We start from the raw sequence: 17,728 nt of genomic DNA, 5'->3' as shown, positions 1-17,728 counted from the left end.
GTAATACCAGTTATAGAAATTTAAAAAAAGAAAATATGAGAATCTATATAGCAATTTTGCTCATCGCAACGGTTTTATTTTCCGGCTGCTCCAAGTTCCTGGATCGCCCGTTGGAAAATCAGCCCCAGGCAACTACCATCGATTATACTGATCTGTCTTTAATGTACCAGCCGGTGTCTGGTGTATACAGAACCGCTGCCAGCGGCACTTTCGGAAAATGGATCAGTGTTGCTATCCGGTCGTCACGCAGTGATGATATCGAACCGGGAAATGATGATGCAGGACAGGTAGGCATCCACAATTTTCAAACCGATGTAACCGTAAAAAGTTACTGGGGTATCAACGATATGTGGATCAGCATGTATTCCGTAGTGCTTGGCGCCAACAGCGCATTGGCTGAACTGGACAAATTTGGGAAAAATATCGCTGCGGGCGATGCCGACAAAACCAGGCTGCTGGCAAGGTACCAGGCGGAAGTCCGCTTTTACAGGGCGCTTGCACAGTTCTGGCTTTGCAGAAGCTATGGCGCAGTACCTATCCTGGGCATAGAAAGCAACGACCCGGCTAACCTGGGCGGAGTTGGCAAAAGCAGCGTTGAGGACGTAAATAAGTATGTGATCTCCGAAATGGATTTCTGCATTGCCAACCTGGAAGATGCCCGTCCCAATGCAGCTGCGCATGTTGGAGGCGTTACGAAGTATACGGCGCTGATGCTGAAAGCCAAAGCGGCTATGGACCTGGCAGGTAATAATAATGGCAGCACTTACTGGGATGTAGTACTGGACTGCACTAACCAGATTGTAAATAGCGGCAAGTTCTCCCTGTTCAATGATTACTACCAGCTGTTTAAAAAGCCGGGTAAGTTATGTGATGAATCTATTCTGGAACTGCAATATTCCGATTTTGGAAAATCTACCGGCGATATCGTAATTTCCGGTGGCCCGGGCGAAGAATGGGGTAACTTCTTTTTCTTCCAGGGACCCGAAAATACCTACAGCCCTGTTATTACAGGCCCTGGATGGATGGTGCCCACACAAAAAGCGGTTGATTTCCTGAAATCACGTAATGATAGTGTACGTTTAAAAACAGCCATCCAGTATTGCGGTATTAATGGCGCTCCCGGTACCTATTCGGTTACGCCTGATGGGGATACTATCTCCGGAAATGCGTCAAGGAAGAAATACTTTAATGGTAAATCATATACTCCCCGTTCGCAAATGACGGCAGACAGGATTGACTATTATGGCGCAAATAATAACATCCGGATCATGCGTTATGCAGAAGCGCTGCTGATGAATGCGGAAGCAAAAATCCGTAAAGGACAAAGCGGGGATGCCCAGGTAAATTTAGTCAGGAACCGGGTAAAGCTGGCATCAATCAGCAATGTAACGCTGCAGCAGTTGCTGGATGAACGCCATGCGGAACTGATCTGTGAATGGTGGGGGGAAAGATTCAACGACCTGCTGAGAACCGACCAGGCCGCCACCGTGCTCCCTGGTTTTATAAAAGGTAGAAGTGAATATATTCCCATTCCGCAGGCACAGGAAGATGTAAATCCAAAGCTTAAATAATGATAGTAAAGAAAGCACTTAACCTGATGAAAAGAAGTATTTATTGTCTCGTTTTAACATGGGTGGGATGTTGCTGCATAGCGACCTCCCAGGCCCAGTCCATCAAACGGCATACAAAATGGAAGCTGACCTGGAGCGATGAGTTTAACTACAACGGATTACCGGACAGCACCAAATGGGGATATCAGACCGGCAGATCCGGCTGGGGAAATAATGAGCTGCAGTTTTACACCGGCGCAGATATCAATAATGCGAAAGTGGAAAATGGCACCCTGTCTGTAATTGCCAGGAATGACGGCAGCGGGGATCATCAATACACTTCGGCCAGGATGATCACCAAAAACAAAGGCGACTGGAAATACGGAAAGCTGGAAGTAAGGGCCAAACTTCCAAAAGGCAGGGGCCTTTGGCCTGCTATCTGGATGCTGTCAACAGACAATGAATACGGAGGCTGGCCTGAAAGCGGGGAGATTGATGTGATGGAGCATGTTGGATATATGAAAGACAGCATCTTCGGAAGCCTGCACAGCAAATCCTATAATCATGTTATCGGAACACAGAAAACAAAAGGTGTGTACATAAAAAATCCTTATAAGAAATTTCATGTGTATGCAATAGAATGGACCCCTGATAATATCACCTTCCTGCTCGACGGGAAGGTGTATTACCAGGTGGCTAATGAGCACAAAGGCCATGAAGGCTGGCCTTTCGACAGGAAATTCTATTTGCTGCTGAACGTGGCTGTAGGCGGCAACTGGGGCGGTAAGGAAGGTATAGATGAAACAGTGTTCCCGGCCGCCATGCAGGTGGATTATGTAAGGATGTACGAATGGGTGCAGTAACACCCCGGTAAAGATCTCAAAGTATAATTTTTAATGAATCTCATTAAGGTAAAAGTATGAAACGGGTGAAAGTTGCCATATTAGGAGCCGGGTTTATTGCCGACATCCATTTGGAAAGTTATACAAGGTTTGTTCCGGAAGCAGAAATAGCAGCAGTGTATGCAAGAAATGCAGACAGGGCAAAAGCCTTCGCAGATAAGCATCATATTGCCCGGCACTTTTCTTCTGTTGACGAGTTGCTGCAAAGCTCGGATGTTGATGTGGTGGATATTTGTCTTCCGAATTTTATGCACCGGGAAGTAACGCTCAAAGCTGCTGCAGCCGGCAAGCATATTATTATCGAAAAACCCCTGGCCGTTACATTGGAGGAAGCAGATGAAATGATTGCAGCCTGTGAAGCAGCCGGGGTAAAACTGATGTATGCAGAGGAACTTTGTTTTGCTCCCAAATACGAGCGCGCCAGGAAGCTGGTGGAAGAAGGAGCGGTGGGCCAGGTGTATATGCTGAAACAGTCGGAGAAGCATTCCGGCCCTCATTCAGACTGGTTCTATGATATTAACCAATCCGGCGGCGGGGTATTGATGGATATGGGCTGCCATGGCATCGCCTGGTTCAGATGGATGTTGAAGAACAGCAGGGCGGTGAGCATTACGGCATCTATGAAAACAGTGCTTCATAAACACAGGACCAGGGGAGAAGATAATTCGATCGTGATCATAGAGTTTGAAAATGGCGTAACAGGCGTGGTAGAAAACTCATGGGCAAAACAGGGCGGTATGGACGACCGCAGTGAAATTCACGGGTTAGACGGCGTGGCTTATGCTGACCTGTTTACCGGCAACTCTGTGCTGGCCTATAGCAAAAATGGCTATGGTTATGCTATGGAAAAAACAGATACTACCATAGGATGGAGCTTTTGCATATTCGAGGAAGCCTTTAACCAGGGCTATCCCCAGGAATTAAAACACTTTATTGAATGTGTACAGCATAACCGGGAACCATTGGTGACGGGGAAAGACGGAAGGGATGTGCTGGAAATTATCTATGCCGCCTACGCATCTGCAGGGCAGGGTAAAAAGATAATGCTTCCCTTTAATGAGAAAGTAGAAAAGCCTGTTGATCTGTGGCTGCATCCAACCTCCACCACTAAATAGTAGATGCGTGAGAATAGTTATTTATCCAACATATGAAGCGCTTTCAGCAAAGGTGGCAGCCTGTGTAATGCAGCTGATGCCGGCGTATGACCTGCCACTGCTATGCCCCGCATCCGGCGATACGCCGGCAGGTTTATACAGGGCCATGGCCAACACTTATCAACAAACGCAGTACGCCAACTGGAACTTTGTGGGACTGGACGAATGGGTAGGGCTAAACGGCAACGATGAAGGAAGCTGCCGGTATTCTGTCAACAGGGACCTGTTTCAGCCACTGGGCATTCCCGGAAATCACATCTGCTTTTTTGATGGGCGTTCAACCGATCTTCAGGAAGAATGCCGGAGGACGGAGCAGTTTATCAGTGAGAAGAACGGGATTGATGTAGCTATCCTGGGAGTGGGAATGAATGGACATATTGCCATGAATGAGCCGGGAACTGCAAAAGACAACAGGACGCAGGTAGTAGCACTACACCCGGTAACAAAAAAGGTGGGACAAAAATATTTTACCCGGCCCCAGGCACTGGACAAAGGGATCACTTTGGGAATGGGCACACTCCTGGAAAGCAGGCATATTATTTTAATGGCGAGCGGTAAACACAAAGCAGTGATCGTGCAAAAAATGCTGGAGCAGCCACCCACGAATGAACTGCCGGCCAGCCTGTTGCTGCAGCATCCGTCGGTAACCGTTTTTTTAGATGCAGATGCAGCCGCTTGTTTGTCAGACAGGGATTTATATGAAGAAGACGCAGATAATAGGGGTTGACCCGGGAGGGTGAATAACAATCAGTAAATTTTTTATGTATGGCAGATAGTAAAGATGTTGCTACGCAGTTTGATGCCATTGTAATTGGTAGTGGTATCAGCGGTGGCTGGGCTGCAAAGGAGTTGTGTGAAAAAGGATTGAAAACGCTGGTGCTGGAGCGGGGAAGAAATGTGGAGCATATCAGGGATTATCCAACCGCCAATACGCCGGTCTGGGAATTTCCATACAGGGGCGCAGTGCCCGAAAAGGAGCTGAGTGCGAACCCTTATATCAGCAGGGCCGCAGGATATGACGACAGTACGAAACATTTCTTTATAAAGGATGCCGATCATCCTTATATCCAGGAAAAACCTTTTGAATGGATACGCGGGTACCAGGTGGGTGGAAAATCACTGATATGGGGACGGGCCTGCGCCCGCTGGAGTGAAATGGATTTTACCGCTCCGCACCGCTATGGATATGGGATTGAATGGCCCATAGGATACCAGGATATTGCTCCCTGGTACAGTCATGTAGAAAAATTTATTGGTGTTTGCGGAAATAAGGAAGGCATCGATACTATGCCGGATGGTGAATTCCTGCCTGCATTTGAACTGAATTGTGTAGAGCAGCACTTAAAGGACGTACTGGCCGGTAAATTCAACCGTCATTATGTATCCGGCAGGTGGGCCCAGGTAACCCGGCCTACCAGTATTCACAAGGAACAGCATAGGCAGTGTTTAAGCCGGAATCTTTGTATGCGTGGTTGTCCGTTTGGCGGGTACTTCAGCTCAAATGCATCTACACTTCCCTGGGCGGAAAAAACGGGGAACCTGACCTTGCGCCCGTTTTCCGTGGTGCACTCTGTTATTTATGACGAACAATCCGGTAAGGCAACAGGCGTTAAAGTGATTGATGCCAAAACAAAAGAAGCGACGGTGTTCCATGCAAAGATCATTTTCCTCAATGCATCGGCCTTAAACACCAATCTCATTTTGCTGAACTCTACTTCCAAACGGTTTCCAAATGGATTGGGGAACGATAACGGCCTGCTGGGAAAATATATTTGCTTCCATAATTACAGGGCGGGCATGAGCGGCGAGTTTGATGGTTTTGAAGATAAGTATTACAAGGTATCGAAACCGGCAGAATGTATTATTCCCAACTTCAGGAATGTATATGAGAAAGATACAGATTTTGTAGGAGGATACGTGGTTTTTAGCGCCGCGTACCGGGAAAAGTTAAGCGATAAGAACGTGCCTGCAGCATTGGGAGCCAGCTTTAAAGAAGCGATCAGCAAGCCGGGGAAATGGGGCGCGTATATGTATATGCAGGGTGAAACCATTCCGAAGGAAAGCAATCATGTAAGACTGAGCAAAGATAAGAAAGATGAATGGGGAATTCCTTTGCTGATCACATCTGTAGATTATGACGATAACGATGAGCGGATGGTAAAGGATTTTATTGAACAGGGAAAAGCCATGCTTATTGCAGCCGGTGCAAAGAATATCGTGGTAACTGATAATCACCAGCCGCCTGGACTGGATATACATGAAATGGGAGGGGTGCGTATGGGTAATGATCCCGCCACTTCCTTACTGAATGAATGGAACCAGTTACATCACTGTAAAAATGTGTTTGTTACGGATGGCGCCTGTATGACAAGCACTGGCAACCAGAGCCCGTCCATTCTTTATATGTCATTAACCGCAAGAGCTGCTAACTACGCAGTGGAGCAGCTAAAAAAAGGAGCATTGTAAATGGACCGCAGAGAATTGATCAGAACAATTGCCGTTCTTACCGGGGCCGCATTTGTTGGCGGGGAATTATTTCTTTCGGGCTGTAAAGACACTAAAGGGCCGCTTTTCAGCGCAGGCGATATCGCCTTCCTGGATGAAGTGGCGGAAACCATCATTCCCCGTACTAATACGCCGGGGGCAAAGGATGCAGCGGTCGGTAAATTCATTGGCTTTTATGCCTCCGGTTGCTACGATAACGGACAACAGCAAATACTGAAGCGGGGCATTACGCAGCTAAACGATGCTTCAAAGAAAAAATTTAAGACAGGTTTTATACAACTTTCCACAGCTCAAAAAGAATCCCTGCTTACCGGCATCGATGAACAGGCCAGGAGCCAGAAAGGATCAACGCATTATTTTACATTGATGAAACAACTGACCTTACTGGGCTTCTTTACTTCTGAAGCCGGGGCCACAAAGGTACTACGTTTCCTGCCGGTACCCGGAACCTATGAAGGATGTATTGATTATAACGGGGAAACAGCATGGTCCTGAGCACCGGAGCCGGCTTCACAATGATAACTTCTTAAACCCAACAGCGTGAAGGGAATAGCAATTATATGCTGCCTCATTTCGGCAACAGCTTTCGCACAGCACAAAGGGCAAATGGATGCTGCCCGATTACCTGTACTGGCGCCGCATTACCAGCCGGAGTATACATTTGATGAGCCGACAGCTCCCGCTGCCTGGAAGGAATTGCGCAGTGGGCTACATGCTGCCTTCGGGTCAACGGAACAGGCTTATTTCAGGGCAGAAGCGCCTTCGCAAAACATTACTGCTACATGGGAAGCAACGGGGTGGAAGAACGAACGGCTGAATGCACAACTGCTGGTTTGGTCGCCCGACAGCCTGCGCCAGGTAAGGTTTACCGTAAGCAACCTGGTGAATGCGGAGGGAAAGGTGATCAGTAGTAAACATGTTAACCTGCAGCTGGTGCGTTATGTGCTGTCCAACTATCCTTATGGCGCAAAAGACGCTGTATGTGAAGGCTCGCCATATCAGCAGGGCTTCCTGATGCCCGACAGGTTGGAGGAGTTTGACAGGTTTGACCTGGAGGGGAAAACCACCAGGCCGGTTTGGATATCGCTGGACGTTCCCGCGGATGCAGCACCGGGACAGTACACGGGTACTGTATTGGTGCATACGGAACGCTATACAGACACCCTGCATATGAAGATCAGGGTGCAACAGCAACTGTTGCCGCCACCGCAGGAATGGCAATACCGGCTGGATCTCTGGCAGAACCCGTGGGCAGTGGCATGGTACAATCATGTGGAGCCATGGTCTGATGAGCACAGGGCCCTGCTGAAAAAACACCTGCAGCTGTATGCCGGCGCCGGTGGAAAATATATTACCACCTATGCGGTACATTCCCCCTGGTCGGATAATTCCTATATGATAGAAGGAGGCATGATCAATTGGATCAAACAAAAAGATGGCACCTGGAAATATGATTACACGATATTCGACGATTACGTGGAAATGGCTATGGCGTTGGGCATTAACAAGGCCATCACTATTTATACGCCCGTTCCCTGGGGTAACCGTTTCCGTTATACCGATGCAGCCAGCGGTAATTATGTATATGCACAGTGGGCGCCGGGAACAGCAGAATACCGCGCACGCTGGCACAATTTCCTGGACGATCTCAGGGCTCACCTGGAGAAGAAAGGATGGTTTGAAAAAACATACCTGGGCATTAATGAAAATGAGCTGCCCCAAACCCTTGCAGCTATTAAAGTAATAAAAGAGCATTCGCCCCAATGGCGTATCACCTATGCGGGCAACTGGCACCAGGAGCTGGATACCCTGCTGGATGATTACTGTTACCTGTATGGTAATGAGCCTGCGGATAGCCAGCAGCGGCAACGCAGCGCAAGAGGCGCTACCACTACTTTTTATGTTTGCTGTAATCCGCCGGTACCTAACAACTTTGTATTTTCTCCTCCCATTGAAGGGCGCTGGATCAGCTGGTACTCCTTTGCGCGTGGCTATGATGGCTTCCTGCGTTGGGCTTACGACGGATGGCCGGAAGACCCGGTGCGGGACGCCCGCCACGGTTCATGGCCCGCAGGAGATTGTTACCTGGTATATCCCGGCGGCAACAGCAGCATCCGTTTGGAGAAGCTGAGAGAAGGGATCGTTGATTATGAAAAATTACGTATCCTGAAAATACAGGCGGCTGCATCAGGCAATAAAACGGTGAAACGCAGCTGGCAGGCTATAGAGCAGCATTTGAACGTTTTTACTGCTGAACGTGGTTTTAAAGAGGAAAAGATCACTGCAGATATAGAGAAGGGCAGAGCATTGATGATAGCATTAAGCAATGAACTGGCACGTTAAAGAACAGCGTTTCAATAAACAGCCACCTTCGTTATCTGTTATAGCATTAAGAAGAAAAATCCGTTGAACAGGATACATCTTTCCAGGTATCCATTTCTGCCTGCAATTCTGCTACTAACTTACTCCTCTATCACGAGCGCGCCTTGCTGTTTCAGCTGTTCCAACGCATCTTTCATTGCTTTGATCTGTTCCGGCGAATGTTTTTGCCACACAGTGACCTCGCCCACAACTTTAAATGGATGGATAGAACGGTAAGACATGGTAGGATTACCCGGGAATTTTTTATCGGTTACGTTAGGATCATCTTCCAGGGCTCCGGTTGCTTCTACCAGGTATATCCGTTCACGGCCTTCCCCCGAAGCAAGCTCAGCTCCCCATACAGCAGCGTTCAGGGTAGCGGAGAGGTAAATATGTTTTAATTTCCTGTCTACAAAATTGGAGTTATAACCGGTTGCTATAAGATCCCCGATCTTTAAATCCGCTTTGGTGCCATGAAAGAAGGTCTGGGCAAAAGCATTCTGAATAGGTGTCTGGGTTTCGCTCATAATATTATTGTTTTTGATTGATCGTATCTATTTTATGGTTCATCATTTCCATGGCATTTATAAAATACCGCTCCAAAACCTTTAATTCTTCTGATGAAAATGCAGCAAACTGTTTTTCAGTGCCGCTTTGAAAATCTTCATACAGGGGCTTGAACAGCTTTGTTATTTTTTCTGTATCCGGTACGATGATCACTTTTCTGCGATCGGCTTTATCAGGTTGCCGCTTTACCAGTCTTTTCTTTTCAAAGCGGTCTATTAAGCTGGTAACAGCGCCGGTGGTGAGGCCTGTTATAACAGAAAACTCCCCGGCTGTCATTTCTCCCTGCTGAAGTAAGAACCCTAAATATTTATGGTCTGTGCCAGACATGCCCGCCTTTCTGCCAATGGCTTCGTGCATCTGGATAGAGGTATACGCAAATTGCTGGCTTAGCTTTCTCAGCTTCCTGATTTCCTCTTTAGAAGGCATATATCTTGATTATTAATTATCTTGATTGTAAAGATAAATAATAAATAGATTGTCTCCCAAAAAAAATGGAATTATTTGGAGACAGGGATTTACAAACCCATCCCAGGTTGGGATAGTTAGAGGGAGTAGCCTGGAAGAAGCAGGCCCCGCATTAATATATTACTGTTTCGTGTGCTGGCCAAACAATAAATTCTTACCAAAAAAATCCAGCATCTTATCTTCAATTCTCTTACTTACACGGTTAATATGATCCCCCTCATAAATTTCGAAGGAATGGCTGATATGATATTTATTAAGCTCCCTGTCCAGTATCCTGATGCTCTCCGCAATACCAGCATCCCGGTCCCCGGCATCAAAGCCAATAGCCTTCAGTTTCCTGATATTGTAGATATATTGGTCTAAATTATTCAGCGGGCGGTTGGCATCCCATTTTTGCATGATCAATGGCTGAATATTCCCATCCTTTACCGGGAGGTCGATATAAAAAGGAGGGTTTTCCGGGTTGGGCGACCATGCCGCTGCTGATGCAAAAAGTGCCTTGGTGAGGAAATCCGCTTTCTGCAGTTCTTCCACCGTTTTAATGCTTTCCGCACGTGAAAAGCCGGGTGGCATAGCTCCGGCCGATACCGGGGTGGAGTTTAAGCAACAAGGGCTCAGCAGGTATACTGTTGAAAAAACATCAGGGTTCTTTTCTCCTATCCGCAATGCGCCATAACCACCCATAGAGTGGCCGCATAAGCCCCGGCTTTCTTTTTGCGCCAGCGTGCGATAGTGGCTGTCTATATAACCCACCAGTTCTTTGGCAACAAAATCTTCCCAGTTGCCGGTGGTGACGGAATTAGAATACATGCTACCCTGGAAAAGCGTATAGGCGTCGGGGGTAACAACAATCATTTCATGAGTCGGGTCGCTGGCAAATACCGAATCCAGTATGGGAGGAAGCGTCATCCAATGCTGCTGGAAGCCATAAAATTTTGCGTCATTATCGGTATAGCCATGCAGGAAGTAAACCACCGGGTAGTGTTTCTTCTTACCGGAATTATAACTGGCAGGTAAATAAACAGAGACATGGCGGCTGGGATCATCGCCACTCAGATTACCTTCCAGCAACTTGCTGTGGATGGAGATCCGCTGAACAGTGCCTTTCGCAATCTGCTGCTGCGCAAAGCTTCTTGCAGGCAAGGCCAACACCAGGAAAGCAATAATGAAACGGGACATATATTTTTTCATATGGCTGCAATTATGAGTGATTACGGGCATTAATATACGAATTTGAACTAAAGATCTCACCACTAAACAACACATCTTGTAACCCCCTGAATGCCTGTAAAACTGATATGTAAGCTTTGTATTAAATTTGGCCAAACAGCAGCACATATGATAAGCAGAAATGAATCCCGGATGATGGAACTAATATTACGCGTGGCCCGTAACAACGACCGTATACTGGCCGTATTGCAGGATGGATCAAGATCGAACCCGAATGTAACACCTGATATTTTCCAGGATTATGACATCATTTATGTGGTGGAGAGCCTGGAACCGTTTCTGCAGGATCATAGCTGGGTGGATGTTTTTGGCGAGAGAATGATCATGCAGCTGCCGGAGGATATGGAGCTTTATCCGCCTTCGCCGGAGCTGGAAGGAGCTTTCTCCTATCTTATGCAGTTTACCGATGGCAATCGTATAGACCTGGTGATGGTGCCTTTGGATAAGCTCGATCATTTTACCAGCGATAGCCTTTGCAAAGTACTGTGGGACAGGAATGGCCTGTTTAATACGCGGCCCCTGCCACCTGCAGGCGACACCGGCTATTGGGTACAGCAACCTTCCTTCCGCTCCTTTACTGATTGCTGTAATGAGTTCTGGTATACCAACTCCGGCCTGGCAAAAGGACTTTGGAGGGGAAGGGTGATCCAGGTACAGGAATTGTTCAACCAGGTGATCCGCGGCGCACTATTACAAATGATGGATTGGTATATCGGTTGCCGTTATGGGTTTAAGGTAAACCCGGGTAAGATGGGAAGCTTTTACCAGCGCCTCCTTGAGCCGGAAATATATGAAAAGTTGCTGGCTACCTATGCGCCCGCCAGTCTGCCGCAAATATGGAAGGCTGTATATGCTGCTATGGATCTTTTCAGAACAGTAGCAAAATTTGTTGCAGCAGCATTGGGCTACACATACCCGGAAAGCTGGGATGCCAATGTAACCGCTTATATGCAGCACGTAGAACAACTCCCTCAAAATGCGGAGGCTATTTATGGTTAAAGTGGAAATGAGGATCTGTTTGTATTGATGTGAGATGAGTACCATTAGCCAATATAAAGGATGCCCTTTACTATCTTAGCATAATGGAAAGAAAACGTGTCATATTTTTTCTGTTTGATCATGTGCACCTGATGGACCTGGCGGGCGCCGTCACTGTTTTTTATGAAGCAGGATGTTGCGGGCATCCGTATGAACTGAGATACGTATCGCCCTATACGGCGCCGGGTACTTCTTCAGGATTGGGATTCACCCGTGTGGAACCGCCCGATGCCATCACTATTCAACGGGATGATATTGTGATCGTAGCCGGAATGGACCTGGCGAAATGGGATCATTCAGCCGATGACACGTGGATGCTATGGTTGCAGCAGGCCGCGGCGGTGGGGGCTACCTTATGCTCTGTGTGTACCGCAGCATTTGCGCTCGCAGCGGCAGGACTGCTTGATGGGCGCAGCTGTACCACGCATTGGGGCTATACCGCCGCCCTACAGCAACGCTTCCCGAAGTTGCAGGTAATAGAGAACAGGTTGTTTGTAAAGAGTGATAATATTTATACCAGCGCAGGTATCTCCACGGGAATAGACCTGGCGCTGTTCCTGGTAGAGGAACACTATGGCCCTACTTTCGCTTATACCGTAGCTAAAGACATGGTGGTATACATCCGCCGCGACGGAGCGGCTTCCCAGCACAGCATCCATCTGCAATACCGGCAACATATCAATCACCAGGTACACGAAATACAGGATCATATCACCCATCATCTGCACACAAAACTAACCATCACCGAACTGGCTGCAATGGTATATATGTCGCCGCGGAATCTTACCCGCCTCTTTAAATCTACCACAGGTATTACCATTGGCGATTATATCCGTAACCTGCGCGAAGAAAAGGCCATGCAATTATTGAAGGACGGCCAGAAGCTGGCATGGGTAGCCAAAACCTGCGGGATTGGCAGTACCCGCCAACTGGGACAGTTAGCAAAAAAGGCGGGCATTGCAGCCAGCATGAAAATGGCCTGATCGGCAGGTGGATTGTCCTTCTTTGCAGGTTGGCGTCTGCGTAATTTGCGTGGACAATAATCACATATGAAACATCTGTTTATTCTACTGCTGTGTATCCCATTATGGGGAATGGCACAACAAAAAGGGGGCGATTATGTTTGCCCGCCTTGCGGTCCATGCGACACTATTGTATATCATAAGCCAGGCGTATGCCCGCACTGTGGTATGACACTGGTGCTCCGTGATAGCACCACAGCATCACAACAGTCGCCCTTAAGCATCTGCTTCTACCTGTATAATGGTACGGAGGTACTCGATTTCGCGGGACCACTGGAAGTATTTTCCTATGCCGGGTTTAAAATATTTACTGTAGGCAAAACCAAGGCGCCCGTTACGGTACAGGGTGTGTTAAAGGTGAACCCCGACTACAGCATACAGGACGCCCCACCTGCAGATATCTTTGCCATATTTGGCGGGGATGACGACGTAGCCGCCGATGATCCGGAAGTGATCAGCTGGATCAAAAGCCGGGATGCCGGCACAAAAATTTACTTCTCCGTATGTACCGGGGCATTTGTGCTGGGCCGCGCCGGTTTGCTGGACAACCTCACTGTAACGACCTTTCACAACAGCATCCGGTCGTTACAAAAGGCTGTGCCTTCCGCCAAAGTGATGGACAATGTACGGTATGTAGATAACGGACGTGTTATTACCACTGCCGGCATCTCCGCCGGCATAGACGGCGCGCTGCACCTGGTGGCAAAGCTGAAGGGAGAAGCAGAAGCGCTGCGCATTGCCAGGCATATGGAATACGACAAATACATACCAGGGCAGGGGCTGGTGGTGAAACACTGAACCTGACATTTGGATACAAAATAAGGTAATTGGGCTACAGCTGCCTTCTTGTGCCTGGTTAAATTTGCAGGGGAGATATAGTAATAGCTGCTTATCATCCAGGCATTTTTAATCTTAATATTTGATTTTTATGAGAACCGTTTTAATAACAGGCGCCAACAAAGGCCTGGGCTTTGAAACAGCGAAGCAACTGGCACAGGCAGGCAATTTCGTATACCTTGGCAGCAGGGACATTATCAACGGGCAAAGCGCCGCCGGAAAGCTGAAAGCCGCAGGTATTACTAATGTGGCCGCCATCCACATCGATGTAACCGATATAAACAGTATCAGGAAAGCTAAGGCTGAACTGGAAAATAGCGTCGGTGCCCTCGACTTACTGATCAATAACGCCGGTATTTCAGGTGAACAGCCGCAGTATATTGCTGAATACAGCATGGAAGCCATCCGCGCTTTGTTTGAAACAAATTATTTCGGCGCTGTGCAAACAACACAGGTGATGTTGCCGCTGCTGCGGAAGTCTTCCGCTCCCTCCATCATCAATGTATCCAGCGAAATAGGATCGTTAACCATGCAGACGTCGGCCGAAAGGCCCCCCAACTGGAGTAATTTCTCTACCTACGGGGCAACCAAAACTGCGTTGAATGGTTTTACCGTTATGCTGGCAAATGAATTGCGCGGGGAGCATATTACAGTCAACAGCGTAACCCCGGGATATACCGCCACCGATCTTAACCAGTTTAAAGGTTTTAAAACAGTGGAAGAGGGGGCAAAGGCCATTGTGCAACTGGCGATGCTGGAAGACAGATCCATTACAGGCCGGTTCTTCAAAGACGGCGGAGAAATTCCCTGGTAGGATTTGCCGTTGCTTTAATGCAAAAGCGGGTGTATCAGCAACTGATACACCCGCTTTTTTATCCGGGTATCCGATGGAAGCCGCCTGCCGTTAAGCCACGTCTTTATTTTTAATACCTCCTTTTAGCCGCCTAGAAAATAAAATTGGTACTGAGGAAGTCGGAACTATGTTCATTCACGATATCTTCCAGCAGCTTTTTATTGGTATCATTCATTTTGGTAGCTACGAGCGACCGTATAGAGAATGAGCGCAGCGCATCATGTACTGAAAGCGTGCCTTCTGCACTGTCTTTCCGGCCGGTGAACGGAAATACATCCGGGCCGCGCTGGCACTGGCTGTTGATATTCACCCTGCTTACCTGGTTTACCAATGGATCTATCAGGGTCGCTATTTCATCAGGGTTATTGCTGAAAATACTTACTTGCTGGCCATGTGGCGATTCGATGAGGTAATCGATGGTTTCTTCTATCTCATCGTAAGGCACTACGGGGATTACAGGCCCAAACTGTTCCTCCCGGTAAAGTTTCATCTTATCATTCACGGGATATACTACTGCCGGGAATACAAATGATTCGTGGGTAGCGCCGCCGTTTTCATTCACAACTGCCCCACCATGCGCAATGGCGTCGTCCAGCACTTCGCGGATATAGGCTGGCTTGCCGGGCTCGGCTACAGGCGTAAGCTGTACACCTTTCTCCCATGGCATACCAAATTTCATTTTGCTGATCGCCTCGCTGAGGTGTGCATTGAATTCATCGGCAATAGAACGGTGCACAAACAGTATTTTAATAGCAGTACAACGCTGACCATTATACGATAATGCCCCCAATATGGATTCATTCACGGCTACCTGTATATCTGCATGCGGAGTGATAATGGCGGCATTCTTGGCATCCAGGCTCAGCACTGCGCGCAGCCGGTTTAGCTTGGGATGGTGCTTGCGGAGATCATTGGCCACTTTACTGGAACCGATAAAGGCCAGTACATTGATCTTGCCGGTGGCCATGATACCGGGTATCACAGAAGCGCCACGGCCATAAATGGTGTTCACCACACCTTTGGGAAACGATTCCATAAAAGCGCGCAACAGCGGGTAATGCACCAGCGTACCATGTTTGGGTGGTTTGAAGAGGATGGTGTTCCCCATTAGCAGTGCAGGGATCAGCGTGGTAAAGGTTTCGTTTAACGGGTAGTTAAATGGGCCCATGCAGAGCACCACACCCAGGGGAGAGCGGCGGATCTGCGCAATGGTGCCCTCCCTGATCTCGAAGCGCGAAGAGCTGCGGTCTATTTCTTTAAGCGCATCTATCGTGGCATTTATATATTCTATGGTGCGGTCAAATTCCTTGATAGAGTCTGCATAGGATTTCCCGATCTCCCACATGATCAGCTTGACGATCAGGGCGCGTTGCTCCGTCATTTTACGGGCAAATACAGAAAGGCAGTTAATGCGCTCATCCAGCCGCATGGTTGGCCATTCGCCACGGCCATTGTCGTATGCGGAAAGAGCAGCATCCAGCGCTTCAAAGGCCTCTTTTTCGGTACATAGCGGGTAAGTGCCTATCAGCTTGCGCTTCAGGCCATCGGCAGTAGGAATGTTAACAGGAGAATATACCTCGCTCACTGGTCCATCCCATTGTTTCATCTCCCCGTTTACCAGGTACTCTCTCTGATGAATTTCAGAAATACGGAACTCCACGGGTATTTCATTTTCTTCAACAAAGATTTTCTTAAGCTCATCTTGAAAACTCATGTGTTAAAATTTTATGCGTACAAATTACACAAATTAGGTTGAAGTAAACATAGAATGTTTCGATAGGGGAGTATGAAAAATCTATCAGGTATATTTAAGGGAGATGAAGGAGCGATTGAAAATGTTGCTAACTTTTTTATTTTCAACGATTAACCCTTAGTTTTGCTGGCTGTTTTAAAATATGTTGCGCATGCCCTTGACGAAAGTTTTGATCACAGTTAAAAGTTACCCCACGTTATCTTCCCATTATGAAGAACAGGTGAGCATCGCCGGTTTCAGGGAAGATGGTGTGTTTATCAGGATATACCCGGTTCCCTTTATAAAAAAGAGTTACGAAGAACAATACCAGCTGTACGACTGGATAGAACTGGACCTGGAACGGAACACCAGGGATTTCAGGCTGGAAAGTTTCAGGCCGGTATCAATGGAGGCGCCTGTAAAAAGAACAGGGCATATCGGCACGGAGGATCACTGGAGCGAAAGGAAAGCCATTGTGTTGAAGAATGTATACCGCGACCTGTCGACCGTGCTGATGGAAGCAAAGCACGAAGCGTTTTATACCTCGCTGGCAGTATTCAAACCAACCCGTATCCTGGGTTTTGTGGCAGAAGAAACGGAACGGGAATGGGATAGCAGCCTGCTGGAGAAATTACAGGAAGAAAAAGCGCGCGGCCGGGTATCTGAACAACCGGAAGATCCTTTTGCAGTGATGAAAAAGCTGCCTTACCGGTTTTCTTTCCGGTTTACCGACAGCAGGGAGAAGGAAATCACTTTACCGGTGGAAGACTGGCAGCTGGCTTCCCTTTATTGGAAAAGCCTGAAGAAGCACAGTGGCCCTGATAAGGAACAGAAGGCTGTTAACGACCTGAGAAAAAAATACCTGCAGGAATACGCGCGTAACACCGACCTGTACTTCTTCCTGGGTACTACCCAAAATGTACATGCAAGTTCGAGACAGCCATTTACCATTGTGGGTTTATTTCATCCTACAATGCCGCCGGCAGTGGTACAGGGGAGCTTATTTTAAGCAGCCAGTTTTTTTCGCTTTATCTCTTCAAAAAATAACCGCTCATTTTCTGACAGGTTATTTTTACTGAGAGAGATAAGGAAACGGGGCACTTCATTTGTTACCAGCCATATATTGTTTGACGTGATATCAATGTTCCTGATCCAGGTCCATTCTTTTATTTCGGTCGACTGCCTGTTCTGATGCACTACTATAATGTGTGCATCGGTGAAGGTGACCTCTGCGTCAAAGTCAATCTTTTTCGCCATCCTCACGGAAGAAAAATGATACAGCGGTACCAGTATCACTATGGTAAAGATGAAAAAGTAGATCAATCCTGAAAGCAGGAATCCTGGCGGGTTTAACGGGAAAATGTACGCGATAAGCAGTATCGCGAATAAATATCTCCATATACTTCTCTTAAAGAAAAAATAAATTTTAGCTTTCAGTACGCTGTTGTAATCTATCGTAATTCTCTTTGTTACCATGATATGTTTTAATAATGATTAACAAACGGTTTTCAA

Annotated in this window: 17 protein-coding genes; 12 read left to right on the top strand and 5 right to left on the bottom strand. The window is 47.5% G+C overall.

Annotated features, from left to right (window positions below):
- Nucleotides 1-35 precede the first annotated feature (35 nt).
- Genes ABIE50_RS22370 through ABIE50_RS22340 form a run of 7 tightly spaced genes read left to right on the top strand, consistent with a single transcriptional unit; the run spans nt 36 to nt 8,454 of the window.
- Nucleotides 36-1,571, top strand: a complete 1,536-nt coding sequence (locus ABIE50_RS22370) for a RagB/SusD family nutrient uptake outer membrane protein (protein WP_209859480.1) — start codon at nt 36-38, stop codon at nt 1,569-1,571.
- Nucleotides 1,571-2,413, top strand: a complete 843-nt coding sequence (locus tag ABIE50_RS22365; protein ID WP_209859482.1) for a glycoside hydrolase family 16 protein — start codon at nt 1,571-1,573, stop codon at nt 2,411-2,413. Before ABIE50_RS22370 ends, ABIE50_RS22365 begins: the two co-directional genes overlap by 1 nt.
- Nucleotides 2,414-2,469: 56 nt before the next feature.
- Nucleotides 2,470-3,567 (top strand): Gfo/Idh/MocA family protein, encoded by a 1,098-nt coding sequence (locus ABIE50_RS22360; protein ID WP_209859484.1) that lies wholly within the window; start codon nt 2,470-2,472, stop codon nt 3,565-3,567.
- A gap of 7 nt (nt 3,568-3,574) precedes the next feature.
- Nucleotides 3,575-4,333 (top strand): glucosamine-6-phosphate deaminase, encoded by a 759-nt coding sequence (locus ABIE50_RS22355; RefSeq protein WP_209859486.1) that lies wholly within the window; start codon nt 3,575-3,577, stop codon nt 4,331-4,333.
- 38 nt (nt 4,334-4,371) lie between these two features.
- Complete coding sequence (locus tag ABIE50_RS22350; RefSeq protein WP_209859488.1) at nt 4,372-6,072, top strand: GMC oxidoreductase; 1,701 nt, start codon at nt 4,372-4,374, stop codon at nt 6,070-6,072.
- On the top strand, nt 6,073-6,606 hold the full coding sequence (locus tag ABIE50_RS22345; RefSeq protein WP_209859490.1) for a gluconate 2-dehydrogenase subunit 3 family protein: 534 nt from the start codon (nt 6,073-6,075) through the stop codon (nt 6,604-6,606).
- A gap of 45 nt (nt 6,607-6,651) precedes the next feature.
- Nucleotides 6,652-8,454: a DUF4091 domain-containing protein gene (locus ABIE50_RS22340; protein WP_209859492.1), complete on the top strand. Its 1,803-nt coding sequence runs from the start codon at nt 6,652-6,654 to the stop codon at nt 8,452-8,454.
- Between the two features lie 119 nt (nt 8,455-8,573).
- Here ABIE50_RS22340 and arr read toward each other — a convergent pair whose 3' ends face one another.
- From arr to ABIE50_RS22325, 3 genes are all read right to left on the bottom strand, one after another.
- A complete protein-coding gene (gene arr / locus ABIE50_RS22335) occupies nt 8,574-8,999 on the bottom strand; it encodes an NAD(+)--rifampin ADP-ribosyltransferase (RefSeq protein WP_142688316.1) in 426 nt (141 codons plus the stop codon).
- 4 nt (nt 9,000-9,003) lie between these two features.
- Nucleotides 9,004-9,465, bottom strand: coding sequence for a MarR family winged helix-turn-helix transcriptional regulator (locus tag ABIE50_RS22330; RefSeq protein ID WP_209859494.1), 462 nt, complete (start codon nt 9,463-9,465; stop codon nt 9,004-9,006).
- A 159-nt stretch (nt 9,466-9,624) separates the two neighbouring features.
- On the bottom strand, nt 9,625-10,695 hold the full coding sequence (locus ABIE50_RS22325) for an alpha/beta hydrolase (protein ID WP_209859496.1): 1,071 nt from the start codon (nt 10,693-10,695) through the stop codon (nt 9,625-9,627).
- 147 nt (nt 10,696-10,842) lie between these two features.
- Between ABIE50_RS22325 and ABIE50_RS22320 the strand changes: the two genes are divergently transcribed.
- The 4 genes from ABIE50_RS22320 (at nt 10,843) to ABIE50_RS22305 (ending at nt 14,445) form a co-directional block, all read left to right on the top strand.
- The gene (locus ABIE50_RS22320) at nt 10,843-11,733 is read left to right on the top strand and encodes an aminoglycoside 6-adenylyltransferase (protein WP_209859498.1); all 891 of its coding nucleotides are present in this window, start codon (nt 10,843-10,845) and stop codon (nt 11,731-11,733) included.
- Between the two features lie 83 nt (nt 11,734-11,816).
- Nucleotides 11,817-12,755, top strand: coding sequence for a GlxA family transcriptional regulator (locus ABIE50_RS22315; protein ID WP_209859500.1), 939 nt, complete (start codon nt 11,817-11,819; stop codon nt 12,753-12,755).
- Between the two features lie 66 nt (nt 12,756-12,821).
- Nucleotides 12,822-13,592 (top strand): DJ-1/PfpI family protein, encoded by a 771-nt coding sequence (locus tag ABIE50_RS22310; RefSeq protein ID WP_209859502.1) that lies wholly within the window; start codon nt 12,822-12,824, stop codon nt 13,590-13,592.
- Between the two features lie 130 nt (nt 13,593-13,722).
- Nucleotides 13,723-14,445, top strand: a complete 723-nt coding sequence (locus tag ABIE50_RS22305) for an SDR family NAD(P)-dependent oxidoreductase (protein WP_209859504.1) — start codon at nt 13,723-13,725, stop codon at nt 14,443-14,445.
- 130 nt (nt 14,446-14,575) lie between these two features.
- Here the strand turns inward: ABIE50_RS22305 and ABIE50_RS22300 are convergent, their stop codons facing one another.
- A complete protein-coding gene (locus tag ABIE50_RS22300) occupies nt 14,576-16,198 on the bottom strand; it encodes an NADP-dependent glyceraldehyde-3-phosphate dehydrogenase (RefSeq protein WP_209859506.1) in 1,623 nt (540 codons plus the stop codon).
- 190 nt (nt 16,199-16,388) lie between these two features.
- Between ABIE50_RS22300 and ABIE50_RS22295 the strand changes: the two genes are divergently transcribed.
- Nucleotides 16,389-17,225, top strand: a complete 837-nt coding sequence (locus tag ABIE50_RS22295; protein ID WP_209859508.1) for a DUF8758 domain-containing protein — start codon at nt 16,389-16,391, stop codon at nt 17,223-17,225.
- Here the strand turns inward: ABIE50_RS22295 and ABIE50_RS22290 are convergent.
- Nucleotides 17,222-17,692, bottom strand: a complete 471-nt coding sequence (locus ABIE50_RS22290) for a hypothetical protein (RefSeq protein WP_209859510.1) — start codon at nt 17,690-17,692, stop codon at nt 17,222-17,224. The genes ABIE50_RS22295 and ABIE50_RS22290 overlap by 4 nt on opposite strands.
- Between the last annotated feature and the right edge of the window lie 36 nt (nt 17,693-17,728).

Source organism: Chitinophaga sp. OAE865 (assembly GCF_040546735.1).
Taxonomy (GTDB): domain Bacteria; phylum Bacteroidota; class Bacteroidia; order Chitinophagales; family Chitinophagaceae; genus Chitinophaga; species Chitinophaga polysaccharea_A.
This window is presented reverse-complemented; position numbering and strand designations above follow the sequence as displayed.